Below are 20,634 nucleotides of genomic sequence, written 5' to 3' on the forward strand. Positions count from 1 at the left end.
AACACCAGTGAGCGCCCCCCATATCTGGATCGTCAGTCCCGCCTCTGCCCGCGCCAACAACGGCAACTGGCAGAGCGCAAGCCGCTGGGCGCGTTTCCTGCGCACGCGCTACCGGGTATCGATTTCACAACAGTGGCCCGAATCTGGCAAACACGCCGCGCCCGACCTGCTGATCGCGCTGCACGCGCGCCGCTCCGCGCCGTCGCTCGACGCCTTTGCGCGCGTCTTTCCGCAACGGCCGTCTATCCTGCTGCTGACCGGGACCGATCTGTATCGCGACATCCAGACCGACGCCAGCGCCCAGCAGGCGCTGCGCCAGGCCAGCGCGCTGGTGCTGTTGCAACCGGCCGGCATGGACGCCCTGCCCGCGCCGCTGAGCGCCAAGGCCAGCGTGATCTTCCAGTCGGCGGCCACGCTGAAGCCGGCGGCTCGTGCCGACAAGCGCCACCAGGACGTGGTCATGATCGGCCACCTGCGTTCCGAAAAAGATCCGCTGACGTTCATGCGCGCGGCCGCGCTGGTCGCCGCGCCCAAGGCGCGCCTGATCCACATCGGCGGCGCGCTGGAACCGGCGCTGGAGCAAGCGGCGCTGGCGACGGCGGCCGCCCATCCGCGCTACCGCTGGCTGGGCGCACTGCCCCACGCGGCGACGCGACAGCGCCTCAAGCGCAGTCACCTGATGGCGATCGCCTCGCACATGGAGGGTGGCGCCAACGTCATCATCGAAGCGGTGTGCAGCGGCGTACCGGTGCTGGCCAGCGACATCAGCGGCAATCGCGGCATGCTGGGCGACGACTACGCCGGCTATTTCCCGGCCGGCGACGCCGCAGCGCTGGCGCGGCTGATCGACCGCGCGCTGGCCGAGCCGGACTTCTACACCTTGCTGCGCGCCCAGTGCGACGCGCTGCTTTCCTTATTCGCACCGGCGGCCGAGCAGACGGCACTGCTGGAGTTGGTGGATAATCTGCTACACAAGGCTAATCAAGGCTAACCAAGGAATGACCAAATGAATAACGAAGCTATCAACCCTGCCGCTATCAAACTGACCTCCTTCTCCCACGGCGGCGGCTGCGGCTGCAAGATCGCGCCCGGCGTGCTGTCCGAAATCCTGAAGAATTCGTCCGGCTTCCCGGTGCCGAAGGAACTGATGGTCGGCATCGAGACCGCCGACGACGCCGCCGTCTACAAGCTCAATGACGAACAGGCGCTGATCGCCACCACCGACTTCTTCATGCCCATCGTCGACGATCCGTACGATTTCGGCCGCATCGCCGCCACCAACGCCATCTCCGACGTCTACGCCATGGGCGGCACGCCGATCATGGCGCTGGCGCTGGTCGGCATGCCGATCAACAAACTGCCGATCGAAACCATCGGCCAGATCATCAAGGGCGGCGAATCGATTTGCGCCGAAGCCGGCATCCCCATCGCCGGCGGCCACACCATCGACTCGGTCGAACCGATCTACGGTCTGGTGGTGCTGGGCCTGATCCATCCGTCCAAGGTCAAGCGCAACGCCGACGCCAAGGCAGGCGACGTGCTGGTGCTGGGCAAACCGCTGGGCGTGGGCGTGCTGTCGGCCGCGCTGAAGAAGGACAAACTGGACGCCGCCGGCTACCAGGCCATGATCGCCAACACCACCAAGCTCAATAAGCCGGGCAAGGCGCTGTCGGAGATGGCGGGCGTGCACGCGCTGACCGACGTCACCGGCTTCGGCCTGCTGGGCCACCTGCTGGAACTGGCGCGCGGCGCCAAGCTGGCGGCGCATCTGGAAATGTCGCAAATCCCGCTTCTGCCCGGCGTGGAACAGCTGGCGCACGACGGCTACTTCACCGGCGCCTCGGGCCGCAACTGGGAAGCCTACGGCAAGGACGTCGACCTGTCGCCGTCGGTATCGCAGGCGCAGCAGATGCTGCTGACCGATCCGCAGACCTCGGGCGGCCTGCTGGTGTCGTGCGACGCCGCCAGCGTCGATGAAGTGCTTGAACTGTTCCGCCGCGAAGGCTTCGGCGAGGCGGCCGTCATCGGCCGCATGGCCGAAGGCGCGGCGCGCGTGACGGTGGCCTGATCAACCAGCCATCCGGGCCGACAACGCCGCGCCGCGCTTCAGCAGGAAGGCACGCAGCAGGTCCGGATAGTTGGCCGGCACCGCTTGCCGCACCGACGGCCGCGCGGCAAGTGCGGCGCGCCATGCGGCCGTTCGCGGCAGCCCGGCCAGCATGCCGAAGTCCGCTATCGTGTCGAACACGTCGACATAGCGGAACACCGGGCCAAATACCGCGTCGACCATGCCGAACTGCCCACCCATGAAGTAGGGTCCCTCCCCCAGCGCCGCCTCCACCTGCTCGAAGCGCGCATGGATCTCGGCGGCCTTGGCGGCCAGTGCCTGCTGATCGGCGGCGTTATAAAATCCTCCGATCAGATTCAAAAGCGCCGAGCCGAACTCCATCCAGGAGCGCTGCTGCGCGCGCAGCAAGGCGTCCGACGGATGCAGGCGCGGCGCATGGGTCTCGTCCAGGTACTCGCAGATCACGGCCGATTCAAACAGCGCTACACCGTCGGTCAGCAGCACCGGCGTCTTCCCCAGCGGCGACATCGCCAGGAACCAATCCGGCTTGGCCGCCAGATCGACATCGCGCCGCTCGTAGGGCACGCCCTTCTCGGCCAGCACGATCGCCGCCCGCTGTACATATGGGCACAGCGGATGACTGACTAATACCGGCATCATGCCGGCACCAGCCAGCGGCTGCGGCGCAAGGCAAACGCACCGTCGCCCATCAGCCACAGCACCAGCGAGGCCGCCACCAGAAACACCGGGTACTCCCAGCCGCCGCCGGCACTGGTGTGCACCCAGCCGTTGGACATGTGAACCCAGGCCGCGCCGGCCATCACCGGCGTCAACGCCAGCGACACCTGGCGCGCGTAGATGCCCAGCACCAGCGCGGCCCCGCCCAGCAGTTCGAGCGCAAACACCGGATACGCGAGCACGCCTGGAAAACCCACGCTGGCAAAGAACTGCGCGGTCCCCGGCAGCGTAAAGACCAGCCATTTGAGCATTGCATGGGCGATCCACATCACGCCCAGGCTAACGCGCAACAGCGCTGCGCCGTAGTCGGCCCCATTCAGATTGCTATCCATTTTTTTACTCCTCTCGAAAGTCGATGGGGTTAATATACGATTTCATACTCGCAATGAAAATAGGCGATCAGGCAGATGATCTATGCAAAAACGCAATACAGACTCAGTTCACAGGACCTGGAAATCATCCTTGCGCTGGTGCGCGGCGGCACTTTGGCAGATGCCGGCGAACGGCTGGCGATAGACCCCTCCACCGTGTTCCGTTCGGTGCAGCGGATGGAAAAAGGCTTGGGAACGCGCCTGTTCGAGCGCTCGCGACTGGGCTATCAGCCGTCGGAACTGGCGCAATCCCTGGCACGGCATGGTGAACTGGTGGAGGCGCAACTGGACGCGGCACGTTCGGCGGCGCTGCTAAGCCCCGAGCAGGTGGCCGGCACGGTGCGCATCACCAGCACCGACACGATACTGCATGCCCTGGTCGCGCCGGCGCTGCGCGATCTGCAGGCCAGCCATCCGCTGCTTTCCTATGAACTGGATACCGGCAACGAACTGGCGAACCTGAGTCGCCACGAAGCCGACATCGCGGTACGCGCCACCAACCGGCCGCCGGCTCATCTGGTCGGAAAACACGTCGGCCCGATCCGCGTCGCGCTATTCGCCGCGCGCGGTGGAAAATGGAAGAAAGCCAATGTCGGCAAGGCGCCGTGGGTCGCACCGGATGACGCGCTGCCGGAGCATCCGTCGGTCCTCTGGCGCAAAAAGAATCATCCGAAGATCACGCCGCAATTCCGCGTCAACAGCATCCTGAGCGTGGCCGAGATGGTGGCGCTGGGACTGGGCGTCGGCATCCTGCCGCTGTTCCTGGCGCGGCAGCGCACCGACCTGGCGCAACTGGGCGGCGTGCTGGACGAAGCCCAAACCGAGCTATGGCTGCTCACCCACGCCGAATCGCGCCACCTGCGGCGCGTCTCGACGGTCTTCGGCCACCTGTCGCGCAGCCTGGCATTGGATTGAGCGGCGTGCCGGTGAAAGCCCGCAGCGATTGCCGTGGCATCCGCCACCATGTGCGCTAAAGTAGATCCATCATCAACCACCGAAGGAAGATCATGCTGGTCACTACTACCGAAAACGTCGCAGGTTATCGGGTGCTGGAAGTGAAGGGCCAAGTGTTCGGCGTCGTCGTGCGCAGCCGTGGCCTGGCGGGCAACCTGATGGCCGGGCTGCGCTCCATCTTCGGCGGCGAGATCCTGGAATACACCCAGCTGCTGGAAGAAACGCGCCGCCATGCACTCGACCGCATGGTGAAAAACGCGCAGCAGATGGGCGGCAACGCGGTCGTCATGATGCGCTTCGACTCTTCCGAAATTGGCCAGACCATGAGCGAGATCGTCGCCTACGGCACGGTTGTCGTGCTCGAGAAAGCCTGACATGTTGCGCAACGTGGTACTCGCCATCGCCTTGTTGGTCGCCGCCGGCGGCGCGATCGCACTGGCGACCGGCCACCCGCAGGCGATGCCGGCGGCGATTTGGGGCGGCATCCTCACGGTGGCGGTGCTGTTCGAACGCTCGCGCTATCAGCCGCCGCCGGCCGCCGGCGGCAACTGGCAGCCGACCGGCGAGCAGTTCATCGACCCGGAATCCGGCGAGGCGATGGAAGTCCTGTACGACGCTGGCACCGGCGAACGGCGCTACGTCAGCAAGGCCGCCAAGCCGTAGCGGCTATCGCAGCGCGGTCAATACAGGCGCCAGGGCGGCGATCAGGTGTGCCGGTGACACCGGCTCGCCGCCCTCTTCCCACGCATTCTGGAACTCCGCGATCTCCAGGCCGATCACATCCGATTCCGCCAGCGCCACGCAGGCGGCGCGCAAGTCCTCCAGCGACAGCCCGTCTTCATGCACATAATCGGTCGGCACGATGCCGGGGTTGAGCACATCGCAATCGAGGTGCATGTAGACGGCGCGCCCGCCTACAGCGGCGCGCAACCGGTCGGCCAGCGCCGGCCCCGGCGCCACATGCACCACCGCACCCGATGCGATCAGCCCCACCTCCGCCGGATCGAGGGAGCGCTGCCCCACCAGCACAACATTGGACAGCGCCAGGCCCGCCCCCAGTCCGGAATCCCACAAGCCCGCAGGCCCGGACAGCGCCATGCCACCCAGATAGCCGCTGCCGGAGGTGGACGGCGTATTCAGGTCGGCATGCGCGTCGAACCACACCACGCAGGCGTCCGGACGATAGCGCGCCACCACCGGCAGGGTCGCCAGCGACGCGGCGCAGCGGCTCGTCGCGCTCAATGGCTTGGCCCGGCGGGCGAACACCTCGACCATCTGCGCGGCCAGCGCATGCAGGCCTGGCATGGCCTCGTTCAATTCCGTCTGCCATCCTGCGCCGAGCGCCGGCGCCGGCGTGCCGACGACTGTGATGCCTATGCCCAGCTGCCCGGCCAGCATGCGCGCCACCGATTTCGCACCGGGTATCGCCAGGTTGTTGTGATCCGCCACACGGCCCTGAAAAAGGGTAATCGCCACATCGGTCATAGCCTGCCTCCTTGAAAACAGAGACTGTAGCCGTCCTGGCATGCGTAGTAAAATTAATCAATTTCAGGAATGATAAGAATTTCTTATGCAAGACTACAAACTGTTCGCCGCCCTCACCGCGGTGGTCGACACGGGCAGCTTTGAGCGAGCTGCGGGAAAGCTGTTCATCACGCCTTCGGCCGTCTCGCAGCGGATACGCCAGCTGGAAGAGCGCATGGGCCAGACCCTGGTGGTGCGCAGCACGCCGGCCATCGCCACCACGACCGGCATGCGCCTGCTGCGCCACGCGCGCCAGGTCGCCCTGCTCGAACAGGAATTGCAGGACGATTTGCAGGGCGACGATCGCGAACGGCTGGTCGAACTGCCGATCGCCATCAACAACGACTCGCTGCACACCTGGTTCATCCCGGCGGTGACGGAGATCCTGATAGCGGAACGCCTGCTGCTGCAGCTGAAGGTTGAAGACGAGGCACACACGCTGGGCCTGCTGAAGAACGGCGATGTGCTGGGATGCGTGACCAGCGTCGAACATCCCGCCAGCGGCTGCACCAGCACGCGCCTGGGCGAGATGCGCTACCGCTGCATCGCCACGCCGGCCTTCGCCGCGCGCTACTTCCCGCGCGGATTGGACCGGGAAGCGCTGCTGCGCGCGCCGGCCATCACATTCGGCAGTTCCGACACGCTGCACACCAACTTCCTCGCCAGCCGGTTCGCGGTGGCGGCCGGCGAGTTCCCATCGATGACCGTGCCCTCGGTGCATAGCCTGCTGCACTGCATACAGGGCGGCCTGGGCTACGGCATCTGCCCGGAGCTGCAATGGGAAGAAATGCTGGCTGCCGGCGAACTGGTCGACCTGATGCCGACGGACCGGCCGGCAGTCCAGCTGCATTGGCATGCCTGGGAACTGCAAAGCCCACGCATCGGCCGCTTCATCGAGCAGATGGTCGCGCAGGCGCGCACCCGGCTTCCCCAATAAGTCCCGCAGTTAGTCCGCAGTCTGCCGCAAGGTCGGGTCGCCGTTCAGGGAAAACGGCATGGACCTGGCCCAGCGATTGGAAGACAGCGAGAACGTCAGCGCCCGCACCTGGTGATACCAGCCGGCCGGCACGTACAGCATGTCGCCCGGATTGACGATGACTTCGACCGTGGCCGCCTGGCGCGCCAGCGGAAACTTCTCGAAGTCCGGCGCTTCGGGATCGAACGGCGATCCAAACAGGATGGCGTTCGCCTCGTTCGGATACAGGAATTCGTCGTGATGCGGCGGCGCCAGGAAGATGCGCTTGGTGCCCCAGATCTGCGCGAAGATATTGTCGTCGTAGTCGCAATGCAGCGGCGTCACTGTGCCTGCGGGGCCGAGCCAGAAACGTGGCGGCCCCATTTTGTCGAAGTACGTAGGCCAATGGCACAAACGGTTCAATTCGCGTAGCTCAAGATTGCCCAGGTACGGCGGCAGGTCGTGCGTGCCCGCCGCCACCAGCTCCAGATACTCCAGCATCGACATGTCCTGCATCGCCCGGTCGGGCGCGAAAGCCGTGTTGATATAGTCCCCCACCCGCGCCCGCACCGGCAGATGGCTGTAGTGGTCGCGCAGCGCCTGCGGCGTCAGGCCGCACAGCGGCCAACGGTCGACCAGTCCGGTCATCAGGAACGGCAGGCCTTCGGCGGCGCGCTTGCGGAAAGCGGCGGCATCCAGAGCCCGCATGCGCGGCACTTCGGTCATCGCCGGCAGCGTGCGGGACACGCGCTTGATCGCCTCGCGCATTTCCTGGATCGACGTGACGCCGCGCACCTGCGCATCCTTGCGCTCGCGCGCCTGCTTTTGAGCGGCAGGGTCGGCGGCCCACGCAGACTCCGATTCCTGCCGGGTAGGCGGCAGCCGAGGCGCTTCCGCCGTTTTCTTCTCTTTCGACATATTCCGAACTTAACTATTTGCAGGGCGATAGTATAACTGCCCGCCCTCAAAACAGTTCGTCAAGCTGCTCGAAGAACTCGCGCTTTGCGGGCGCGTCGGGCACGCCCGGCACATCGAGAAATTGTGCCGCGCTGTGCTCCGATACATCGTCGCGCAGGTTTCGGTGGACGAAAGCGATGTCCAGCCAGCGGTCTGCCAGCCCTCCCCGTCCGGCGTCGATGAAATGCAGCTCGCCGCGATGGTCGACAAACACGTTGTTGTCACACAGGTCGCCATGCGAGAACACCAGGTCCTCATTGGGGATAGTGGCCCGCAAGCGCGCCAGCAGGTCCGCCGGCGTGGCCAGCCCCGGCCACTGCTCGAAATCATAGTCCTCGTCGATGAGCCCCTTGCCGATCAGGTAATCGAGCTCTCGCAGCCGCACCGCCACGCCGGAGTCGAACGGGCAATCGGCCACGGACACCGTTTGCAGCTGGTGCAGCGCTTCGCGAAACAGCTCCAGCACCGGGCGGCCCTCGGCGATCAGCGACGACAGCGGCACGCCCGGCACGGCGCGCGTGACCATGCATTCGCCATCATCGGCCGCCTCGGCGAAGACCACCTCCGGCACGTTCACCCGTCCGGCCAGCCATTGCAGCACCGCCGCCTCGCGCATCACGCTGTAGGTGGTGGACGCGTACACCAGCGGTGACTGCTTCAGAAAAAAGACTTCATCACCGCGGCGGAAGCGATGGACCTGGCAGGGCGACTCGCCGATCGCGTCCCTCTGTAGAACGGCATCGCCGATAAAACCCGCGATGGCGGATGGCAGCTTGAATGACATACACCCTCTTTTCAGATATCAAAAATGCCACGATATTATGCATTCGTTGTTACCTGGTCAAATTTCCTTGACAGCGACGCCATCGATCTCGTACATTAAAGGCCATGACCTCGCATCTGCACCTATCCGCTTTCCTGCTGCCGTCTGCTAGCGCCCTATCGCTAGCAGCGCGCCTACTAGCACGCGCTTAATCCGCGTTCCAGCTGTACCCCAGTGCCGGCCACAAGCCGCACCTGTCTACAAATCCCAGGAAAGTTTGCACCGATGTTCCCAGCCTTGTCGCTACTGCTAAAACTACCGATCGGTTGCCGAGCCTAGTATCCCGTGGCCGCACGGCAGCCCCTCGCCACTACAGAGCGCCAGCACCCGATACGTCGGACCGCGGCATCCAGCATTTCCCAATTTGAGACTCAGGAGCACCCCATGATGTTGCAGAACCCAGCAGCGAAGTACCGCGCCTTCCCACCCGTACAATTGTCCGACCGCCAGTGGCCGAACAACGTGATCTCCAAGCCGCCGATCTGGATGAGCACCGATCTGCGCGACGGCAACCAGGCCCTGATCGAACCGATGAGCGCCGAGAAGAAACTGCGCTTCTTCGAACTGCTGGTCAAGGTCGGCCTCAAGGAAATCGAAGTGGGCTTCCCGTCCGCCTCGCAGACCGACTTCGACTTCGTGCGCAAGCTGGTCGAGGAAAACCGCATCCCCGACGACGTCACCATCATCGTGCTGACCCAGTCGCGCGATGAACTGATCCGCCGCACCGTGGAATCGGCGGCCGGCGCCAAGCGCGCCATCGTCCACCTGTATAACTCGGTGGCGCCGGTGTTCCGCAAAGTGGTGTTCGGCATGTCGCGCGAAGAGATCACCAACATCGCCACCACCGGCACCAAGCTGGTGAAGGAATTGATCAAGCAGCACCCGCAGACCGAATGGGGCTTCGAGTACACGCCTGAATCGTTCTCCACCACCGAACTCGATTTCTCCAAGCACATCTGCGACGCCGTCACCGCGATCTGGGAACCGACGCCGCACAACAAGATGATCATCAACTTGCCGTCGACGGTGGAATGCAGCACCCCCAACGTCTACGCCGACCAGATCGAATGGATGTCGCGCAAGCTGGCGCGCCGCGATTCGCTGATCATCAGCGTCCACCCGCACAATGACCGCGGCACCGCCGTCGCCTCGGCCGAGATGGCCGTGATGGCAGGCGCCGACCGTGTCGAGGGCTGCCTGTTCGGCAACGGCGAACGCACCGGCAACGTCGACCTGGTCACGCTGGCCTTGAACCTGTACACGCAGGGCGTGCACCCGGGCCTGGACTTCTCCGACATCGACGAAGTGCGCAAATGCGTTGAAGAGTGCAACCAGCTGCCGGTGCACCCGCGCCATCCATACGTGGGCGACCTGGTGTTCACCGCCTTCTCCGGTTCCCACCAGGATGCGATCAAGAAGGGCTTCGCCCAGCAGCAGGAAGGCGCGCTGTGGGAGATCCCTTACTTGCCGATCGACCCGCAGGACCTGGGCCGCAGCTACGACGCCGTCATCCGCGTCAACAGCCAGTCCGGCAAGGGCGGCATGGCTTACTTGCTGGAGCAGGATTACGGCCTGGTGCTGCCGCGCCGCTTGCAGATCGAATTCAGCCGCGCGGTGCAGGCCGTCGCCGATTCCACCGGTCTGGAAATCACCGCCGAAGGCATCTACGACATCTTCAACAAGGAATACTTCGAGCAGACCTCGCCGTATGCCTACAACGCGCACAAGATGGTGGAAGACACCAGCAGCGACGAGCCGGTGCAGATCGACATCGCCCTCACCCACCGCAAGGCGCAGCTGGCGCTGCAAGGCGGCGGCAACGGCCCGATCGACGCCTTCGTCAACGCGCTCGGTCTGGACATCAAGCTGATGGACTACCATGAGCACTCGATCGGCTCCGGCGCCAACGCCAAGGCGGCCTGCTACGTCGAACTGCGCCTGGCCAACGGCCCGACACTGTTCGGCGCCGGCATCGACAGCAACATCGTCACGGCCTCGTTCAAGGCGGTGCTGAGCGCCGTCAACCGCCAGCTCTCGCAGCAGCAAGCCGCGGCAGCACCAGCGGGCGCCGACGCTACCGCATAAACCCCGGCGCGCGGTTGCCGCTAGGCGGCCGCGCGCTTCTCCCTGAAAAACTCCCAGGCGACTTCCGCCACCTCAAAGTCGGCGTTCTGCCGGCCTGTCAGCTTGTTGATGAAATAGGGATAGCGCTTGCTGCTGCTTGGCTCCGCGTGGCCGCCATTCTCGATTTTATACAGTCCCACTTGCAGCCCGCTTCCGGCCTCGCCCCACATCGTGCGCGTGGCCCGCGTCTTGTCCCACTGGTTGCGATGGGGGATCTCCAGCACATTCGGTTCGTCGGGAAGGCCAGCCAGTTCGCGCCAGATCCTGGCGCTGTCCTCGATGCTGCTGACCGGGTCCAGGAAACCCAGAACATAAAAAAATTTACCTCCCCGGTAAGGCATCAGCGGATCCGCCGTGCAGCCCATGATCAATGCCGGCAGCGCGGCCGTGGGCATCCGCGCCGCGTGCGGCGGCGGCATGCAGGCGAGGACGGTCGAGAATGCAGCCAACTTGTGTGGAATCTCCACCGCCGCGCGGTAGGTCAACAAGCCGCCACGGGAAACGCCGATCAGATAGACGCGGCTGGCATCCACCTCGTATTCGGCCACCGCCTTGTCGATCAGCGCGGCGATGAACGCGACGTCGTCCTTCTTCGCCACCTTCTCCGCGCTGGCGAAACAATCGCTCCAGCCACCCGCGCCCGCATCCGGCGCGATCACGACGATGTCGTCACGCTCGGCGATCTCCAGCCAGACCGACAACGGCGACGGTGGAAACGCCTTGCCCATCACCTGCTCCGCCGAAGCGCCGGCGCCATGCACGACGATGACCAGTGGGCGCTTGCCGGATGTTTGCCGGCTCGGTCGCGCGAGCAGATAGCGGCGCAATCCATCCGGCCGCAAAAGCGTCTCCCGCGTGGCCTGCGCACATGCGGCATTCACGACGGAAGTACCGAGAAACGAGGCCTTCAGCCCCGCGCGTATGCGTCCCAACATGCAGCCTCCGTAGACAATAGTGTCACAATACTATGCGTCGTCACACCTGCGCAACAGTCGTCGTTAGCCAATTCCGCCGCACCGCAGCATTGCCGCTATACTGGCTTCTCGCCTGGTGTTCTCATGGAGCCATTCATGAATATCTCGAATTTGAAGATCGGTGTGCGGCTTGCGGTCGCATTTGGTGCGGTGCTGGTCTTGATGGCGGTGTTGATCGGCGTCGGCCTGCAAAGGCTGAACAGCATCAGCCGGCTCAACGCGGTCATCATCGACAAGGATTGGGTCAAGGCCGATGCGGCTGCCACCGTCGGCAGCACCACCCGCGCCAACGCGGCGCTGACGCTGGAGCTCTTCACCACCACCGATGCGGCGCGCACGGCGGAGATCTACCGCGAGATGGACGTCAACAAAAAGACCATCACCACCGCGCTGGAAACCCTGGACACCCTGATCTACACCGACGAAGGCAAGGCCCTGATGCAGACCATCCGCGAGCAGCGCAAGGCCTACGTCGCATCGTTCACGCAGGTCGGCAAGATGCTGGCCGGCGGCCAGCGCGACGAAGCGCAAGCCGCGCTGCGCGCCGACATGCTGCCCAAACTGGCCAAGGTGCAGGCCAGCATCCGCCAGCTGGCGGAGCTGCAAAAATCCGTCGTCGTCTCCAACGGTGAGCTGGTCAAGCACGATATCGCGATGGCCAGCCAGATGATGGGATGGCTCGGCATCGTGGCGCTGGCGCTGGGCTTGGCCTTCGCCTGGCGCGTCACGCGCTCGATCACCGATCCTATCGGCCACGCCCTGAAGATGGCGCGCGCCGTGGCCTCCGGCGACCTGACCTGCCGCATCAGCAACGAGCAACGCGACGAAATGGGCCAGCTGCTGGGGGAGCTGGGCAAGATGAACGACAACCTCGCCAGCATCGTCGGCCGTGTGCGCAGCGGCACCGGCGCCATCACCACCGCCTCGGCGGAAATCGCCAGCGGGAATATGGACCTGTCCTCGCGCACCGAGCAGCAAGCCAGCTCGCTCGAGGAAACCGCCGCCTCGATGGAAGAACTGACCAGCACCGTCAAGCAGAACGCCGCCAACGCGCAGCAGGCCAACGAACTGGCGCTGTCGGCGACACAGGTGGCGCAGCGCGGCGGCGACGTGGTGGCGCAGGTGGTCGGCACCATGAACTCGATCAATGACTCGTCGCGCAGGATCGTCGACATCATCGGCGTCATCGACGGCATCGCCTTCCAGACCAATATCCTGGCGCTGAATGCGGCGGTGGAAGCGGCGCGGGCGGGCGAACAGGGACGCGGCTTTGCGGTGGTGGCGTCGGAAGTGCGCAACCTGGCGCAACGCTCGGCCGGCGCGGCCAAGGAAATCAAGACCCTGATCGACGATTCGGTGGACAAGGTGGCGGCGGGCGCGCGCCTGGTCGACCTGGCCGGAAGCACCATGAACGAGGTGCAGGACAGTGTGCGTAAAGTGACCGACATCGTCGCCGAGATCACGCTGGCCAATCGCGAGCAGACCGGCGGCATCGAGCAAATCAATATCGCCATCAGCCAGATGGACCACGTGACGCAGCAGAATGCCGCGCTGGTCGAACAGGCGGCAGCCGCCGCGGCGGCGATGCAGGACCAGGCCGGCCAGCTGAATCAGGTGGTCAGTCAGTTCCGGCTGATGGTTTGACGACGAGCGCGCGCGACATCATGATTTCGTCGTAAAACCGGCCGTCGACGATCATCGAGTCCGGCTCGCGGCCGAACTCGATGAAGCCCAGCGATTCATACAGGCCGACCGCTTCCGCATTGCCGGCGGTGACCGAGATCGTCATGCGCAGCACGCCATCCAGGGTGGCGGCGCACGCCATCACCTGCTCCATCAGGCGCCGCCCTATGCCCCGGCCACGGTGAGGCTCGGCCACGTACATCGCATACACAAAGGCTTTGTGGCGGACCTTGAGCGCCGTTTCGCGCGCCAGACCGACGATGCCGATCAGTTGATCGCCGTCGAAAGCGCCGAAGACGATGCGGCCCGAATCCGGCGCCAGCCGCGCCTCCGTGGTGGAAAGCGGCATGTCGCATTCCTCCTGGTAGCTGGAACCAAAGGCGGAAGCCGACGCACGCAACCCCGCCAGCCGCAGGGAGCGGAACGCGGCGGCATCGGATGGAGTCAAACGACGTATCAACATGTTTAGCCTTTAAAGAGAATTGGCGAGCACCAGCGAGAAGAACATTTCTGCCTGTCCGTTGTAGAGTTTAAACAGCAGCGTGTTCCGCCCTTTTTTCAGATGGACCTTGCGGCTGCCCTCAGTCAGGTCAAGCGCGGCGATTTCCTTCCCGAAGGCGCGATAGGTATCGTGATACCACGGCTTCATGCCGTCGGCGCTGGTCCACACCAGCGTGTCGTTCAACCAGAGTTTCGAATCGTCGTCGCTGCCGATATCGAACCAGACGTCGCGTTCGCGGTCCGCCACGATCTCCGTGTAGCCATAGTAGACGGCGTTTTCCGCGCCATGCGGCGGCACGATGGGATAGCGGTCGAAATGCGTGTACTGCCACTTCAACAAGCGGCGATTCTTGCCCAGGTAGACGGCATCGAGATCGATCAACTGCTCCGGCGGGAACTCTTCCGAAACGCGGGTCGCATTGCTGGCCGCGAAAGGCCCAAGCAAATACCAGGTGTCGATGAAGACCCGGCTGGAAAAAACTCCGTCGCGGCCGATCGCGCGGCCGGTGCCCGGACGCACCGCGCCCTGGTCCAGCGCGCGCGTCTTCGCCGCCACCGCATACTCGCGATGGGCGGCCACGCTGGAGTCGGTCAGGTCCAGCGCACCGCCCATCGGCAGCGGCATGCCATCGCCCTGGCGTTGCGAAACGCCGCTAAAACCGGTGTTCTCGCCATTGCCGCCGACGCTCATCCGCGCACCGTCCACCTGCCGCTGCTGCTGTTCCTGGCGCGCGGCCAGCGCCTGGCGTGCCTGGCGCTGCATCTGGCCTAACGCACCGCTCAACTGCGCCGGCGTCATCGACTTTGTATCCAGCGCCACCGGTTTGCGCTGCTCGACCTTTTTCAGCGCTTCCTCTTTCGGTATCTTCAAAAGGCGGGACAGTTCAGCGGCCTTGGTCTCGCGCCTGAGCTGCTCGATCGACTGCGACAGCTCCTTGATCTTCTCCGCCATCTGCTCCGGCGTCTTCTTCACCTGCTGCTCGCGGGAAGCGGCCGACGGGCCAGACGCGGCGACCTTGACGGCATCCTGGCCGCTGCCCTGCTCCAGCGCCGCCTTGATATTCGCCAGCTCGTTCATCTCGCGATCCAACGCCGCGTTGCCGGCCTTCTCGGCGTAATCGACCGCCCGCACCTCGTTCTGGTTTCCCTCGACATAGCTGGCCACCGTCCACAGGGCGCCCAGCACAGCGCCGTGGCCCAACATGGAAAGCAGCAGATACTTGCGATCCATCGGATTCAATTCCTGGTGCGCATGGCGACGTTATGCAGGCCTTCGATCTGGCACAGGTCCATCACCCGCACGATATGCTGGTAGGCGGCGAGCTTGTCGCCGTCGATACGGACGCGCGTGCCGGCATCCGCCTCCGCAATGGCCCGCAGCCGCGCATGCAGCGCTTGCGCCGTCACCGCCTGGCCCTCCAGATACAGCTTGCCGTCGCGGTCCACGCCGATGATGAACGGATGGGCGTTGTCGTCAGACTGCTCCAGCGCGTTGGACGACGCCGGCAACGTGATCGGCAGCTGTTTTTCCTTGCGCTGCGTGGTCTGCTGCTTGAAAGACGTCGCGACCATGAAAAACATCAGCAGGAAAAAAATGCAGTCGATGAGCGCAGTCAGGCCGATCTCCGGCTGTTCCTCGTCCCCCAGGTCGATACGCATGCTATGCGACCTCCCGCGCCGCGATGAACCAGCGGCTGATCAGGCGGTTGACCTGCTTCTCCAGCTCCAGGCCATACAGCACCACGCGGCTCTTGAAGTAATGGTGCAGGCAAAGCGCCGGCAAGGCCACGCTCAGGCCGGCCGCAGTGTTGATCAGCGCCTTGGAAATGCCGCCGGCCAGCAAGGCGGGATCGCCCATGCCGCCCGAGTAGGCGATGACGTGGAAGGATTCGATCATGCCGATCACGGTGCCCAGCAGGCCGACAATGGGCGCCACCGTCGCCACCACCGCCAGCGGTTGGGCTTTTTGCTGATGCTGGCGCATCTCGATCGAGGCCAGGTCGCCGCAGCCGGCCGAGATGACGGCCGCGCTTTGCTTGCGGTGCTCGACCATGTATTCCACCGTGCGCGCCAGCGTGCTGTCGTTCGCCGCCAGCAGCACTTCGATCTCGTCGAATTTACCGGCATCCCACAGCGGTTGCAGTTGCTGCGCCAGCCCGTCCGGCGTGATGAACTTACGGCGCAGGTGCGCCAGGCGCTCCAGCGTTACCGCCGCCGCCAGTATCGACAACGCCAACACGACCACCATCGCGACGCCGGCATGGGAAATTTGTTCGATCAGATTCAAGTCCTGCATGCCTGTGTCCACTTGTCAGTCAAGCGATGATTATCAATTAATTTATATTTATAAGCAACACCGACATCTTGACCTGGCACTTTTCATGAATCTACAATGTATCAACATTCGGAGGTTTTATGGAATTATCGATTCAAAAATGGGGCAACAGTGCGGCGGTGCGTCTGCCGACTGAGTTGCTGGGCATCCTAAAGGTCGCTCTGGGGGACAAACTTAGCGTCAATGTGTTGCCAGACGGCGTACTGTTGAAGGCGGCGCGGCCGTCATATTCGTTGGCTGAACTGGTGGCACAATGCGATACCACGTCTCAGGAGCCTGCCGACATGACGGCATGGCATAACGCCAAGCCTGTTGGACGTGAAACGTGGTGAGCCGGAGTAAATTCGGACGCGGCGACATCGTGATGGTTAATCTCGATCCGACGCAAGGGCATGAACAGAAGGGAATGCGGCCCGCACTGGTGCTCTCCACTAGCGCGTTTAATGCGCTGGGTACGGTGCTGGTGGCACCGATCACTCAGGGAGGAGACTTTGCTCGTCACGCCGGATTCGCCGCGTCTCTTTCCGGGACTGGAACGAAAACTCAGGGCGTCGCTTTGGTCAACCAGATTCGCATGCTGGACTTGGAAGCACGAAAGGCAAAGCGGGTTGAGACCGTGCCTGAGTTTGTTATAGAAGACGCGCTTGCACGCCTGCGCGCAATTACCGATTGAACTCAAAGCGGTAGCCCACGCCATAAACCGATTGCAGGCATTCGGCGTCGGGCAGCTTGCGGCGGATGTTCTTGATGTGCGAATCGACGGTGCGGTCGCTGATGTCGCGCTGGTCCTGGTGTGCAAAGTCCAGCAGTTGCTGGCGCGTGTAGACCCGGCTTGGATTGTCGATCAACTCGGCCAGCAGGCGGAACTCCAGCGGCGTGAGCGCCAGCGCGGCGCCCTGGTGCAGCACGCGCATGCCGGCGCGGTCGATCTGGAACGGCGAAACGGGCGCGGTCGGCGTCGCCGCTGCAGTCGCAGTCACAGTCGCGCCGCTGCGACGCAGGTGCACGCGCACGCGCGCCACCACCTCGCGCGGGCTGAATGGCTTGCAGACATAGTCGTCGGCGCCGCTGTCCAGGCCCAGCAAACGGTCGATCTCGTCGACGCGCGCGGTCAGCATGATGATCGGCAGCTGCGAAAAGACGCGCACCTCGCGGCACACGCCGATGCCATCCAGTTCGGGCAGCATCAGGTCCAACAGCACCAGATCCACGCCGCCGTCGCGGATGGTGTCGACCGCGCTGCGGCCGTCGGCGACGCGCCGGGTTTGCCAGCCGGCGGCGTTCATGTAGTCCGCCAGCAGCGCGGCGATCTTGGTATCGTCTTCGACGATCAGGATAGTGGGCATGATAGTAGGCACCTCGTTGCTTCCTAAGTTTTCAACGGCAGGCGCACCAGCATCTTGACGCCGCCCAGCACCGACGGCGCGGCGACGATGCTGCCGCCGTGCGCTTCCGCCAGCGCTTTGCAGATCGCCAGTCCCAGCCCGCTGCCGCCGCGTTCGCGCGTGCGGGCGCCGTCCACGCGGTACAAGCGCTCGAAGATGCTGCCAAGGACGGCGGACGGCACGCCGGGCGCGCTGTCCTCCACCACGATCTCGGCGACGCCGCCGGCGCAGCTCAGCGCGACCACGATCTGGCCGCCGCTGTCGGTGTAACGCAGGCTGTTTTCCAGCAGGTTGGTGACCACCTGTTGCAAGCGGCCGGCATCGCCTTGCAGCAGCACGGGCGCGGACGGCAGGCTCCAGCTCAGGTCCAGCCCGCACGCCTGCGCGCGCGGCTGGTAGCGTTCGAGCGTGGGCCGCAGCAGTTCGCCGAGGTTCAGCTCATGCCAGTGGTAGTGCAGGTCGCCGGCATCGGCCATAGTCAGCTGGTGCAGGTCGTCGACCAGTTTATTCAGGCGCAGCACCTCGGCATGCAGCGATTGCAGCGCGTTGGCGTCGGCCTTGCGGATGCCGTCCAGCAGTGCCTCGATCTCGCCGCGTATCACCGTCAACGGCGTGCGCAGCTCGTGCGAGACATCAGCGAGCATCTTGCGGCGCTGGCGTTCGCTGTCCTCCAGCGCTTCGGCCATGGCGTTGACGTGAAGCGCCAGTTCCGCCACTTCGTCGCGCGACAGCAAGGGTGCGCGGGCGCTCAACTCGCCCAGCGCCAGCCGCGCCGTGACGTCGCGCAGCGCGGCAACGGGCCGTAGCAGATGGCGGGCAAGCCAGATCGCCGCCAGCACGGCAAGGCCGATCAATCCGGCGGACAGCAACAGGATCGATTGCAGCTGTTCGCGCAGGAAGACGGTGGCGCTGGCGTCGGCGCCACCCGTCTCGCGCAGCGGCATCAGGCGCATGTGGCCGACCACCACGCCACCGACCTTGATGGCGCGTTCGGCGCCGACCTGGATGTCCGGAGGACCGATCAGTTTATGGCCCTGGGCATCGGTGATGGAGAGGCGCTGCGCGAAGTCCATCGGGTCGTTGCGGCGCGGTGGCGGCTCGCCGTGGCGTGCTTCGGGTGGCGGCGGGTCGGCCTCCGGCGGTGGTTCACCTCTCGGCGGCCGTTCGCCTCGCGGCGGCGGCGGTCGGCGTTCATGGCGTGGACGGCGCGCGTCGCCATCGGGCTCGAAGACTTGGCTGCGCGGCGTGATCCTGTTGAGCAGTTCGCCGAGCGCGCGCGGCTGCCCGCGCAGCCAATCGAAATTGCCCTCGACCCGATAGCGGTCCTCCAGCAGCTCGCGCAGCTGGTCGAAGTCCTGTACCTGAAGATCGTTGAGATAAGCGACGAAACCGCGCTTGAGATTACTGCTGGCGACCCACGCCATCGTGCCCACGCACAGGATGACGATAGCGATGACCGCCAGCGCGATCTTGCGGGCGATGGTCAACCGCATGGCTGGCTCCTTGGCTTCATGCCTCCATCATAACCGCCAAATGTGGAGAAATTATGAGCGACTGACAAAAACGCGACACCACCGCCGGTCTTCATTTTTTCTACACAATTGCACGTCAATCTCGCACCGTCATCACACAAGACGGAGAACACCATGTATCAACGCGCGCTTTACCTGACACCGGCCATCGCCGCAGCAGCCTTGCTGACCGCATGCGGCGGCAGCGATCCAACGGCGGACACCACGACCAGCGCCACCGCGCGCGTGCTGCAAGGCGGCGCACCGGCCGCCACCACGCTGGCAGCGGTCACCGTGCAGGCGGCAGCGCCCACGCCGACGGCAGCGCCGCCCGTGGTGCTGGCGCCGGTGCCGAACGATGAAGGCGCCTCCCTCACCTTCAGCAGCGTGGGCGCGGTGGACACCGCCAATCCCTTCTTCAAACCCTTCGGCAACGGCCGCTCGTGCGCAACCTGCCACCAGCCCGACAACGGCTGGAGCATAGGCCCGGACAAGCTGGCCGTCCGCTTCGCCAACAGCAACGGCGCCGATCCGGTATTCCGCCTGGTGGACGGCGCCGTCTCGCCGCTGGCCGCCACCGCCACGCTGGACCAGAAGCGCGTCGCCTACAGCATGCTGCTGACCAAAGGCCTGATCCGCGTCGGCCTGCCGATGCCGGCCGGCGCCGAATTCTCGCTGGTCAAAACCGAAGACCCCTACAACTACGCCAGCGCCAAGGAACTGTCGCTGTTCCGCCGCCCGCTGCCCACCACCAACCTCAAGTTCAACAGCAGCGTCATGTGGGACAGCCGCGAAACCGCCAGCGATCCCGCTTCCACCCTGTGCCTCAAGGACGTGCGCCCGGCCCAATGCTTCGCCACCCTCGACGCCAGCCTGCTACACCAGGCCAACAGCGCGGTGCGCGGCCACGCGCAAGCAGCGCAGGACCTGACCGCCGCCGAGCAGCGCGCCATCGTCGATTTCGAGAAAACGCTGTTCACCACCCAGGTCAGCTCCATCGACGCCGGCAGCCTGACCGACGCGGGAGCACTGGGCGGACCTGCGCGCCTGGCGGCGAACGCCTTCTACTTCGGCATCAACGACCTGGAATCCGGCGACTACCAGAACGGTGCGCCCTTCAATCGCAATGTGATGACGATCTTCGGCGCGTGGCGCAACCTGGACCGCCCTGCACCGCCGCCTCCACCACCGGCACGCGGTCGCCCCGCCCCACCGCCGCCGGCGGCCCCAAGCCCGCAGAACCTGGCGCGCGCCTCGATCGCGCGTGGCGAGCAAATCTTCAACAACAAGCCGTTCAACATCAGCGGCGTGGCCGGCTTCAACGACGAACTGCGGCGCCCCTTGCAGCGCGGCTCCTGCGCCAGCTGCCACGACACGCCCAACTCCGGCACGCATTCGGTGGTCCGCATGTTCAACACCGGCGTATCGGATGGCGCGCGCCGCACGGCGGACATGCCGCTCTACACGCTGCGCAACAACGTCAGCGGCGAAACGGTCGCCACCACCGATCCGGGTGCGGCCATGTTGACGGGTAAATGGAAGGATATCGGCCGCGTCAAAGTACCGAGCCTGCGCGGCATCGAATCGCGCTCGCCCTACTTCCACAACGGTTCGGTGCACACGATCGAGGACATCGTAACCTTCTACGACAAGCGCTTCAACATCGGCTTCACCGCGCAGGAGGCGGCCGACCTGGCGGCCTTCATGAAAGCGCTGTAAGTCGTAAGGCTT

At 64.8% G+C, this 20,634-nt stretch carries 23 protein-coding genes; 11 read left to right on the forward strand and 12 right to left on the reverse strand.

Going from position 1 to position 20,634, the window contains the following annotated elements; genetic code table 11:
• Positions 1–7 precede the first annotated feature (7 nt).
• Together senB and selD are read left to right on the forward strand one after the other, a co-directional pair.
• A complete protein-coding gene (gene senB, locus RUGAMON1_RS11425) occupies positions 8–991 on the forward strand; it encodes a selenoneine biosynthesis selenosugar synthase SenB (protein WP_445230619.1) in 984 nt (327 codons plus the stop codon).
• 15 nt (positions 992–1,006) lie between these two features.
• On the forward strand, positions 1,007–2,068 hold the full coding sequence (gene selD / locus RUGAMON1_RS11430) for a selenide, water dikinase SelD (protein WP_445230620.1): 1,062 nt from the start codon (positions 1,007–1,009) through the stop codon (positions 2,066–2,068).
• Here the strand turns inward: selD and RUGAMON1_RS11435 are convergent, their stop codons facing one another.
• Both RUGAMON1_RS11435 and RUGAMON1_RS11440 read right to left on the reverse strand, forming a co-directional pair.
• Positions 2,069–2,728: a glutathione S-transferase family protein gene (locus RUGAMON1_RS11435; RefSeq protein ID WP_445230621.1), complete on the reverse strand. Its 660-nt coding sequence runs from the start codon at positions 2,726–2,728 to the stop codon at positions 2,069–2,071.
• Positions 2,725–3,138: a DoxX family protein gene (locus RUGAMON1_RS11440; protein ID WP_445230622.1), complete on the reverse strand. Its 414-nt coding sequence runs from the start codon at positions 3,136–3,138 to the stop codon at positions 2,725–2,727. The genes RUGAMON1_RS11435 and RUGAMON1_RS11440 overlap by 4 nt, the downstream gene beginning before the upstream one ends.
• 78 nt (positions 3,139–3,216) lie before the next feature.
• On the opposite strand from RUGAMON1_RS11440, the gene RUGAMON1_RS11445 reads away from it, so the two are divergent.
• The 3 genes from RUGAMON1_RS11445 to RUGAMON1_RS11455 all read left to right on the forward strand — a co-directional run bounded on the left by RUGAMON1_RS11445 (position 3,217) and on the right by RUGAMON1_RS11455 (position 4,794).
• The gene (locus tag RUGAMON1_RS11445) at positions 3,217–4,092 is read left to right on the forward strand and encodes a LysR family transcriptional regulator (protein WP_445230781.1); all 876 of its coding nucleotides are present in this window, start codon (positions 3,217–3,219) and stop codon (positions 4,090–4,092) included.
• Positions 4,093–4,184: 92 nt separating this feature from the next.
• Positions 4,185–4,505 (forward strand): YbjQ family protein, encoded by a 321-nt coding sequence (locus RUGAMON1_RS11450; protein ID WP_116989709.1) that lies wholly within the window; start codon positions 4,185–4,187, stop codon positions 4,503–4,505.
• Between the two features lies 1 nt (position 4,506).
• Positions 4,507–4,794, forward strand: a complete 288-nt coding sequence (locus RUGAMON1_RS11455) for a hypothetical protein (RefSeq protein ID WP_445230623.1) — start codon at positions 4,507–4,509, stop codon at positions 4,792–4,794.
• A 3-nt stretch (positions 4,795–4,797) separates the two neighbouring features.
• On the opposite strand, the gene RUGAMON1_RS11460 is transcribed toward RUGAMON1_RS11455, so the two are convergent.
• Positions 4,798–5,616 carry an arginase family protein gene (locus tag RUGAMON1_RS11460; protein ID WP_445230624.1) on the reverse strand — a complete coding sequence of 273 codons (819 nt, stop codon included), beginning with the start codon at positions 5,614–5,616 and terminating at the stop codon, positions 4,798–4,800.
• An 85-nt stretch (positions 5,617–5,701) separates the two neighbouring features.
• Here RUGAMON1_RS11460 and RUGAMON1_RS11465 point away from each other — a divergent pair, with 85 nt between their 5' ends.
• Positions 5,702–6,592 carry a LysR family transcriptional regulator ArgP gene (locus RUGAMON1_RS11465; protein WP_445230625.1) on the forward strand — a complete coding sequence of 297 codons (891 nt, stop codon included), beginning with the start codon at positions 5,702–5,704 and terminating at the stop codon, positions 6,590–6,592.
• 9 nt (positions 6,593–6,601) lie between these two features.
• On the opposite strand, the gene RUGAMON1_RS11470 is transcribed toward RUGAMON1_RS11465, so the two are convergent.
• Both RUGAMON1_RS11470 and RUGAMON1_RS11475 read right to left on the reverse strand, forming a co-directional pair.
• Positions 6,602–7,528 carry a cupin-like domain-containing protein gene (locus tag RUGAMON1_RS11470; RefSeq protein WP_445230626.1) on the reverse strand — a complete coding sequence of 309 codons (927 nt, stop codon included), beginning with the start codon at positions 7,526–7,528 and terminating at the stop codon, positions 6,602–6,604.
• 46 nt (positions 7,529–7,574) lie between these two features.
• Positions 7,575–8,351, reverse strand: coding sequence for an APH(3') family aminoglycoside O-phosphotransferase (locus RUGAMON1_RS11475; RefSeq protein ID WP_445230627.1), 777 nt, complete (start codon positions 8,349–8,351; stop codon positions 7,575–7,577).
• A 423-nt stretch (positions 8,352–8,774) separates the two neighbouring features.
• Here RUGAMON1_RS11475 and leuA point away from each other — a divergent pair, with 423 nt between their 5' ends.
• On the forward strand, positions 8,775–10,475 hold the full coding sequence (leuA, locus tag RUGAMON1_RS11480) for a 2-isopropylmalate synthase (protein ID WP_445230628.1): 1,701 nt from the start codon (positions 8,775–8,777) through the stop codon (positions 10,473–10,475).
• A 20-nt stretch (positions 10,476–10,495) separates the two neighbouring features.
• On the opposite strand, the gene RUGAMON1_RS11485 is transcribed toward leuA, so the two are convergent.
• Positions 10,496–11,449, reverse strand: coding sequence for a CE1 family esterase (locus tag RUGAMON1_RS11485; protein WP_445230629.1), 954 nt, complete (start codon positions 11,447–11,449; stop codon positions 10,496–10,498).
• Between the two features lie 135 nt (positions 11,450–11,584).
• Here RUGAMON1_RS11485 and RUGAMON1_RS11490 point away from each other — a divergent pair, with 135 nt between their 5' ends.
• On the forward strand, positions 11,585–13,132 hold the full coding sequence (locus tag RUGAMON1_RS11490) for a methyl-accepting chemotaxis protein (protein WP_445230630.1): 1,548 nt from the start codon (positions 11,585–11,587) through the stop codon (positions 13,130–13,132).
• On the opposite strand, the gene RUGAMON1_RS11495 is transcribed toward RUGAMON1_RS11490, so the two are convergent.
• Genes RUGAMON1_RS11495 through RUGAMON1_RS11510 form a run of 4 tightly spaced genes read right to left on the reverse strand, consistent with a single transcriptional unit; the run spans position 13,107 to position 15,968 of the window.
• Positions 13,107–13,634 carry a GNAT family N-acetyltransferase gene (locus RUGAMON1_RS11495; protein ID WP_445230631.1) on the reverse strand — a complete coding sequence of 176 codons (528 nt, stop codon included), beginning with the start codon at positions 13,632–13,634 and terminating at the stop codon, positions 13,107–13,109. The two genes, RUGAMON1_RS11490 and RUGAMON1_RS11495, sit on opposite strands and share 26 nt — an antisense overlap.
• Before the next feature lie 9 nt (positions 13,635–13,643).
• Positions 13,644–14,903 carry a hypothetical protein gene (locus RUGAMON1_RS11500; RefSeq protein WP_445230632.1) on the reverse strand — a complete coding sequence of 420 codons (1,260 nt, stop codon included), beginning with the start codon at positions 14,901–14,903 and terminating at the stop codon, positions 13,644–13,646.
• Positions 14,904–14,908: 5 nt separating this feature from the next.
• Positions 14,909–15,331: an ExbD/TolR family protein gene (locus tag RUGAMON1_RS11505; protein ID WP_445230633.1), complete on the reverse strand. Its 423-nt coding sequence runs from the start codon at positions 15,329–15,331 to the stop codon at positions 14,909–14,911.
• Between the two features lies 1 nt (position 15,332).
• On the reverse strand, positions 15,333–15,968 hold the full coding sequence (locus tag RUGAMON1_RS11510; RefSeq protein WP_445230634.1) for a MotA/TolQ/ExbB proton channel family protein: 636 nt from the start codon (positions 15,966–15,968) through the stop codon (positions 15,333–15,335).
• A gap of 119 nt (positions 15,969–16,087) precedes the next feature.
• Here RUGAMON1_RS11510 and RUGAMON1_RS11515 point away from each other — a divergent pair, with 119 nt between their 5' ends.
• The gene (locus RUGAMON1_RS11515; protein ID WP_445230635.1) at positions 16,088–16,339 is read left to right on the forward strand and encodes an AbrB/MazE/SpoVT family DNA-binding domain-containing protein; all 252 of its coding nucleotides are present in this window, start codon (positions 16,088–16,090) and stop codon (positions 16,337–16,339) included.
• Positions 16,333–16,680: a type II toxin-antitoxin system ChpB family toxin gene (locus RUGAMON1_RS11520; protein ID WP_116989695.1), complete on the forward strand. Its 348-nt coding sequence runs from the start codon at positions 16,333–16,335 to the stop codon at positions 16,678–16,680. The genes RUGAMON1_RS11515 and RUGAMON1_RS11520 overlap by 7 nt, the downstream gene beginning before the upstream one ends.
• Here the strand turns inward: RUGAMON1_RS11520 and RUGAMON1_RS11525 are convergent.
• Both RUGAMON1_RS11525 and RUGAMON1_RS11530 read right to left on the reverse strand, forming a co-directional pair.
• Positions 16,670–17,353 (reverse strand): response regulator, encoded by a 684-nt coding sequence (locus tag RUGAMON1_RS11525; RefSeq protein WP_445230636.1) that lies wholly within the window; start codon positions 17,351–17,353, stop codon positions 16,670–16,672. The two genes, RUGAMON1_RS11520 and RUGAMON1_RS11525, sit on opposite strands and share 11 nt — an antisense overlap.
• A gap of 23 nt (positions 17,354–17,376) precedes the next feature.
• Positions 17,377–18,885: an ATP-binding protein gene (locus RUGAMON1_RS11530; protein WP_445230637.1), complete on the reverse strand. Its 1,509-nt coding sequence runs from the start codon at positions 18,883–18,885 to the stop codon at positions 17,377–17,379.
• A 153-nt stretch (positions 18,886–19,038) separates the two neighbouring features.
• Between RUGAMON1_RS11530 and RUGAMON1_RS11535 the strand changes: the two genes are divergently transcribed.
• Positions 19,039–20,622, forward strand: coding sequence for a cytochrome C (locus RUGAMON1_RS11535; RefSeq protein ID WP_445230638.1), 1,584 nt, complete (start codon positions 19,039–19,041; stop codon positions 20,620–20,622).
• The last annotated feature ends 12 nt before the right edge of the window (positions 20,623–20,634 follow it).

The sequence above is a fragment of the Duganella rhizosphaerae genome (assembly GCF_040364205.1).
In the GTDB taxonomy this organism is placed as follows: domain Bacteria; phylum Pseudomonadota; class Gammaproteobacteria; order Burkholderiales; family Burkholderiaceae_D; genus Rugamonas; species Rugamonas rhizosphaerae.

Excerpts from the sequence above, each read along its gene's own strand:
- RUGAMON1_RS11535 (WP_445230638.1), top strand. The coding sequence starts at position 19,039 with ATGTATCAACGCGCGCTTTACCTGACACCGGCCATCGCCGCAGCAGCC.
- RUGAMON1_RS11495 (WP_445230631.1), bottom strand. The coding sequence starts at position 13,634 with ATGTTGATACGTCGTTTGACTCCATCCGATGCCGCCGCGTTCCGCTCC.
- selD (WP_445230620.1), top strand. The coding sequence starts at position 1,007 with ATGAATAACGAAGCTATCAACCCTGCCGCTATCAAACTGACCTCCTTC.
- RUGAMON1_RS11530 (WP_445230637.1), bottom strand. The coding sequence starts at position 18,885 with ATGCGGTTGACCATCGCCCGCAAGATCGCGCTGGCGGTCATCGCTATC.
- RUGAMON1_RS11440 (WP_445230622.1), bottom strand. The coding sequence starts at position 3,138 with ATGGATAGCAATCTGAATGGGGCCGACTACGGCGCAGCGCTGTTGCGC.
- RUGAMON1_RS11450 (WP_116989709.1), top strand. The coding sequence starts at position 4,185 with ATGCTGGTCACTACTACCGAAAACGTCGCAGGTTATCGGGTGCTGGAA.
- RUGAMON1_RS11490 (WP_445230630.1), top strand. The coding sequence starts at position 11,585 with ATGAATATCTCGAATTTGAAGATCGGTGTGCGGCTTGCGGTCGCATTT.
- RUGAMON1_RS11510 (WP_445230634.1), bottom strand. The coding sequence starts at position 15,968 with ATGCAGGACTTGAATCTGATCGAACAAATTTCCCATGCCGGCGTCGCG.
- RUGAMON1_RS11485 (WP_445230629.1), bottom strand. The coding sequence starts at position 11,449 with ATGTTGGGACGCATACGCGCGGGGCTGAAGGCCTCGTTTCTCGGTACT.
- RUGAMON1_RS11515 (WP_445230635.1), top strand. The coding sequence starts at position 16,088 with ATGGAATTATCGATTCAAAAATGGGGCAACAGTGCGGCGGTGCGTCTG.
- RUGAMON1_RS11470 (WP_445230626.1), bottom strand. The coding sequence starts at position 7,528 with ATGTCGAAAGAGAAGAAAACGGCGGAAGCGCCTCGGCTGCCGCCTACC.
- RUGAMON1_RS11460 (WP_445230624.1), bottom strand. The coding sequence starts at position 5,616 with ATGACCGATGTGGCGATTACCCTTTTTCAGGGCCGTGTGGCGGATCAC.
- RUGAMON1_RS11435 (WP_445230621.1), bottom strand. The coding sequence starts at position 2,728 with ATGATGCCGGTATTAGTCAGTCATCCGCTGTGCCCATATGTACAGCGG.
- RUGAMON1_RS11525 (WP_445230636.1), bottom strand. The coding sequence starts at position 17,353 with ATGCCCACTATCCTGATCGTCGAAGACGATACCAAGATCGCCGCGCTG.
- RUGAMON1_RS11500 (WP_445230632.1), bottom strand. The coding sequence starts at position 14,903 with ATGGATCGCAAGTATCTGCTGCTTTCCATGTTGGGCCACGGCGCTGTG.
- RUGAMON1_RS11505 (WP_445230633.1), bottom strand. The coding sequence starts at position 15,331 with ATGCGTATCGACCTGGGGGACGAGGAACAGCCGGAGATCGGCCTGACT.
- RUGAMON1_RS11455 (WP_445230623.1), top strand. The coding sequence starts at position 4,507 with ATGTTGCGCAACGTGGTACTCGCCATCGCCTTGTTGGTCGCCGCCGGC.
- RUGAMON1_RS11475 (WP_445230627.1), bottom strand. The coding sequence starts at position 8,351 with ATGTCATTCAAGCTGCCATCCGCCATCGCGGGTTTTATCGGCGATGCC.
- leuA (WP_445230628.1), top strand. The coding sequence starts at position 8,775 with ATGATGTTGCAGAACCCAGCAGCGAAGTACCGCGCCTTCCCACCCGTA.
- RUGAMON1_RS11465 (WP_445230625.1), top strand. The coding sequence starts at position 5,702 with ATGCAAGACTACAAACTGTTCGCCGCCCTCACCGCGGTGGTCGACACG.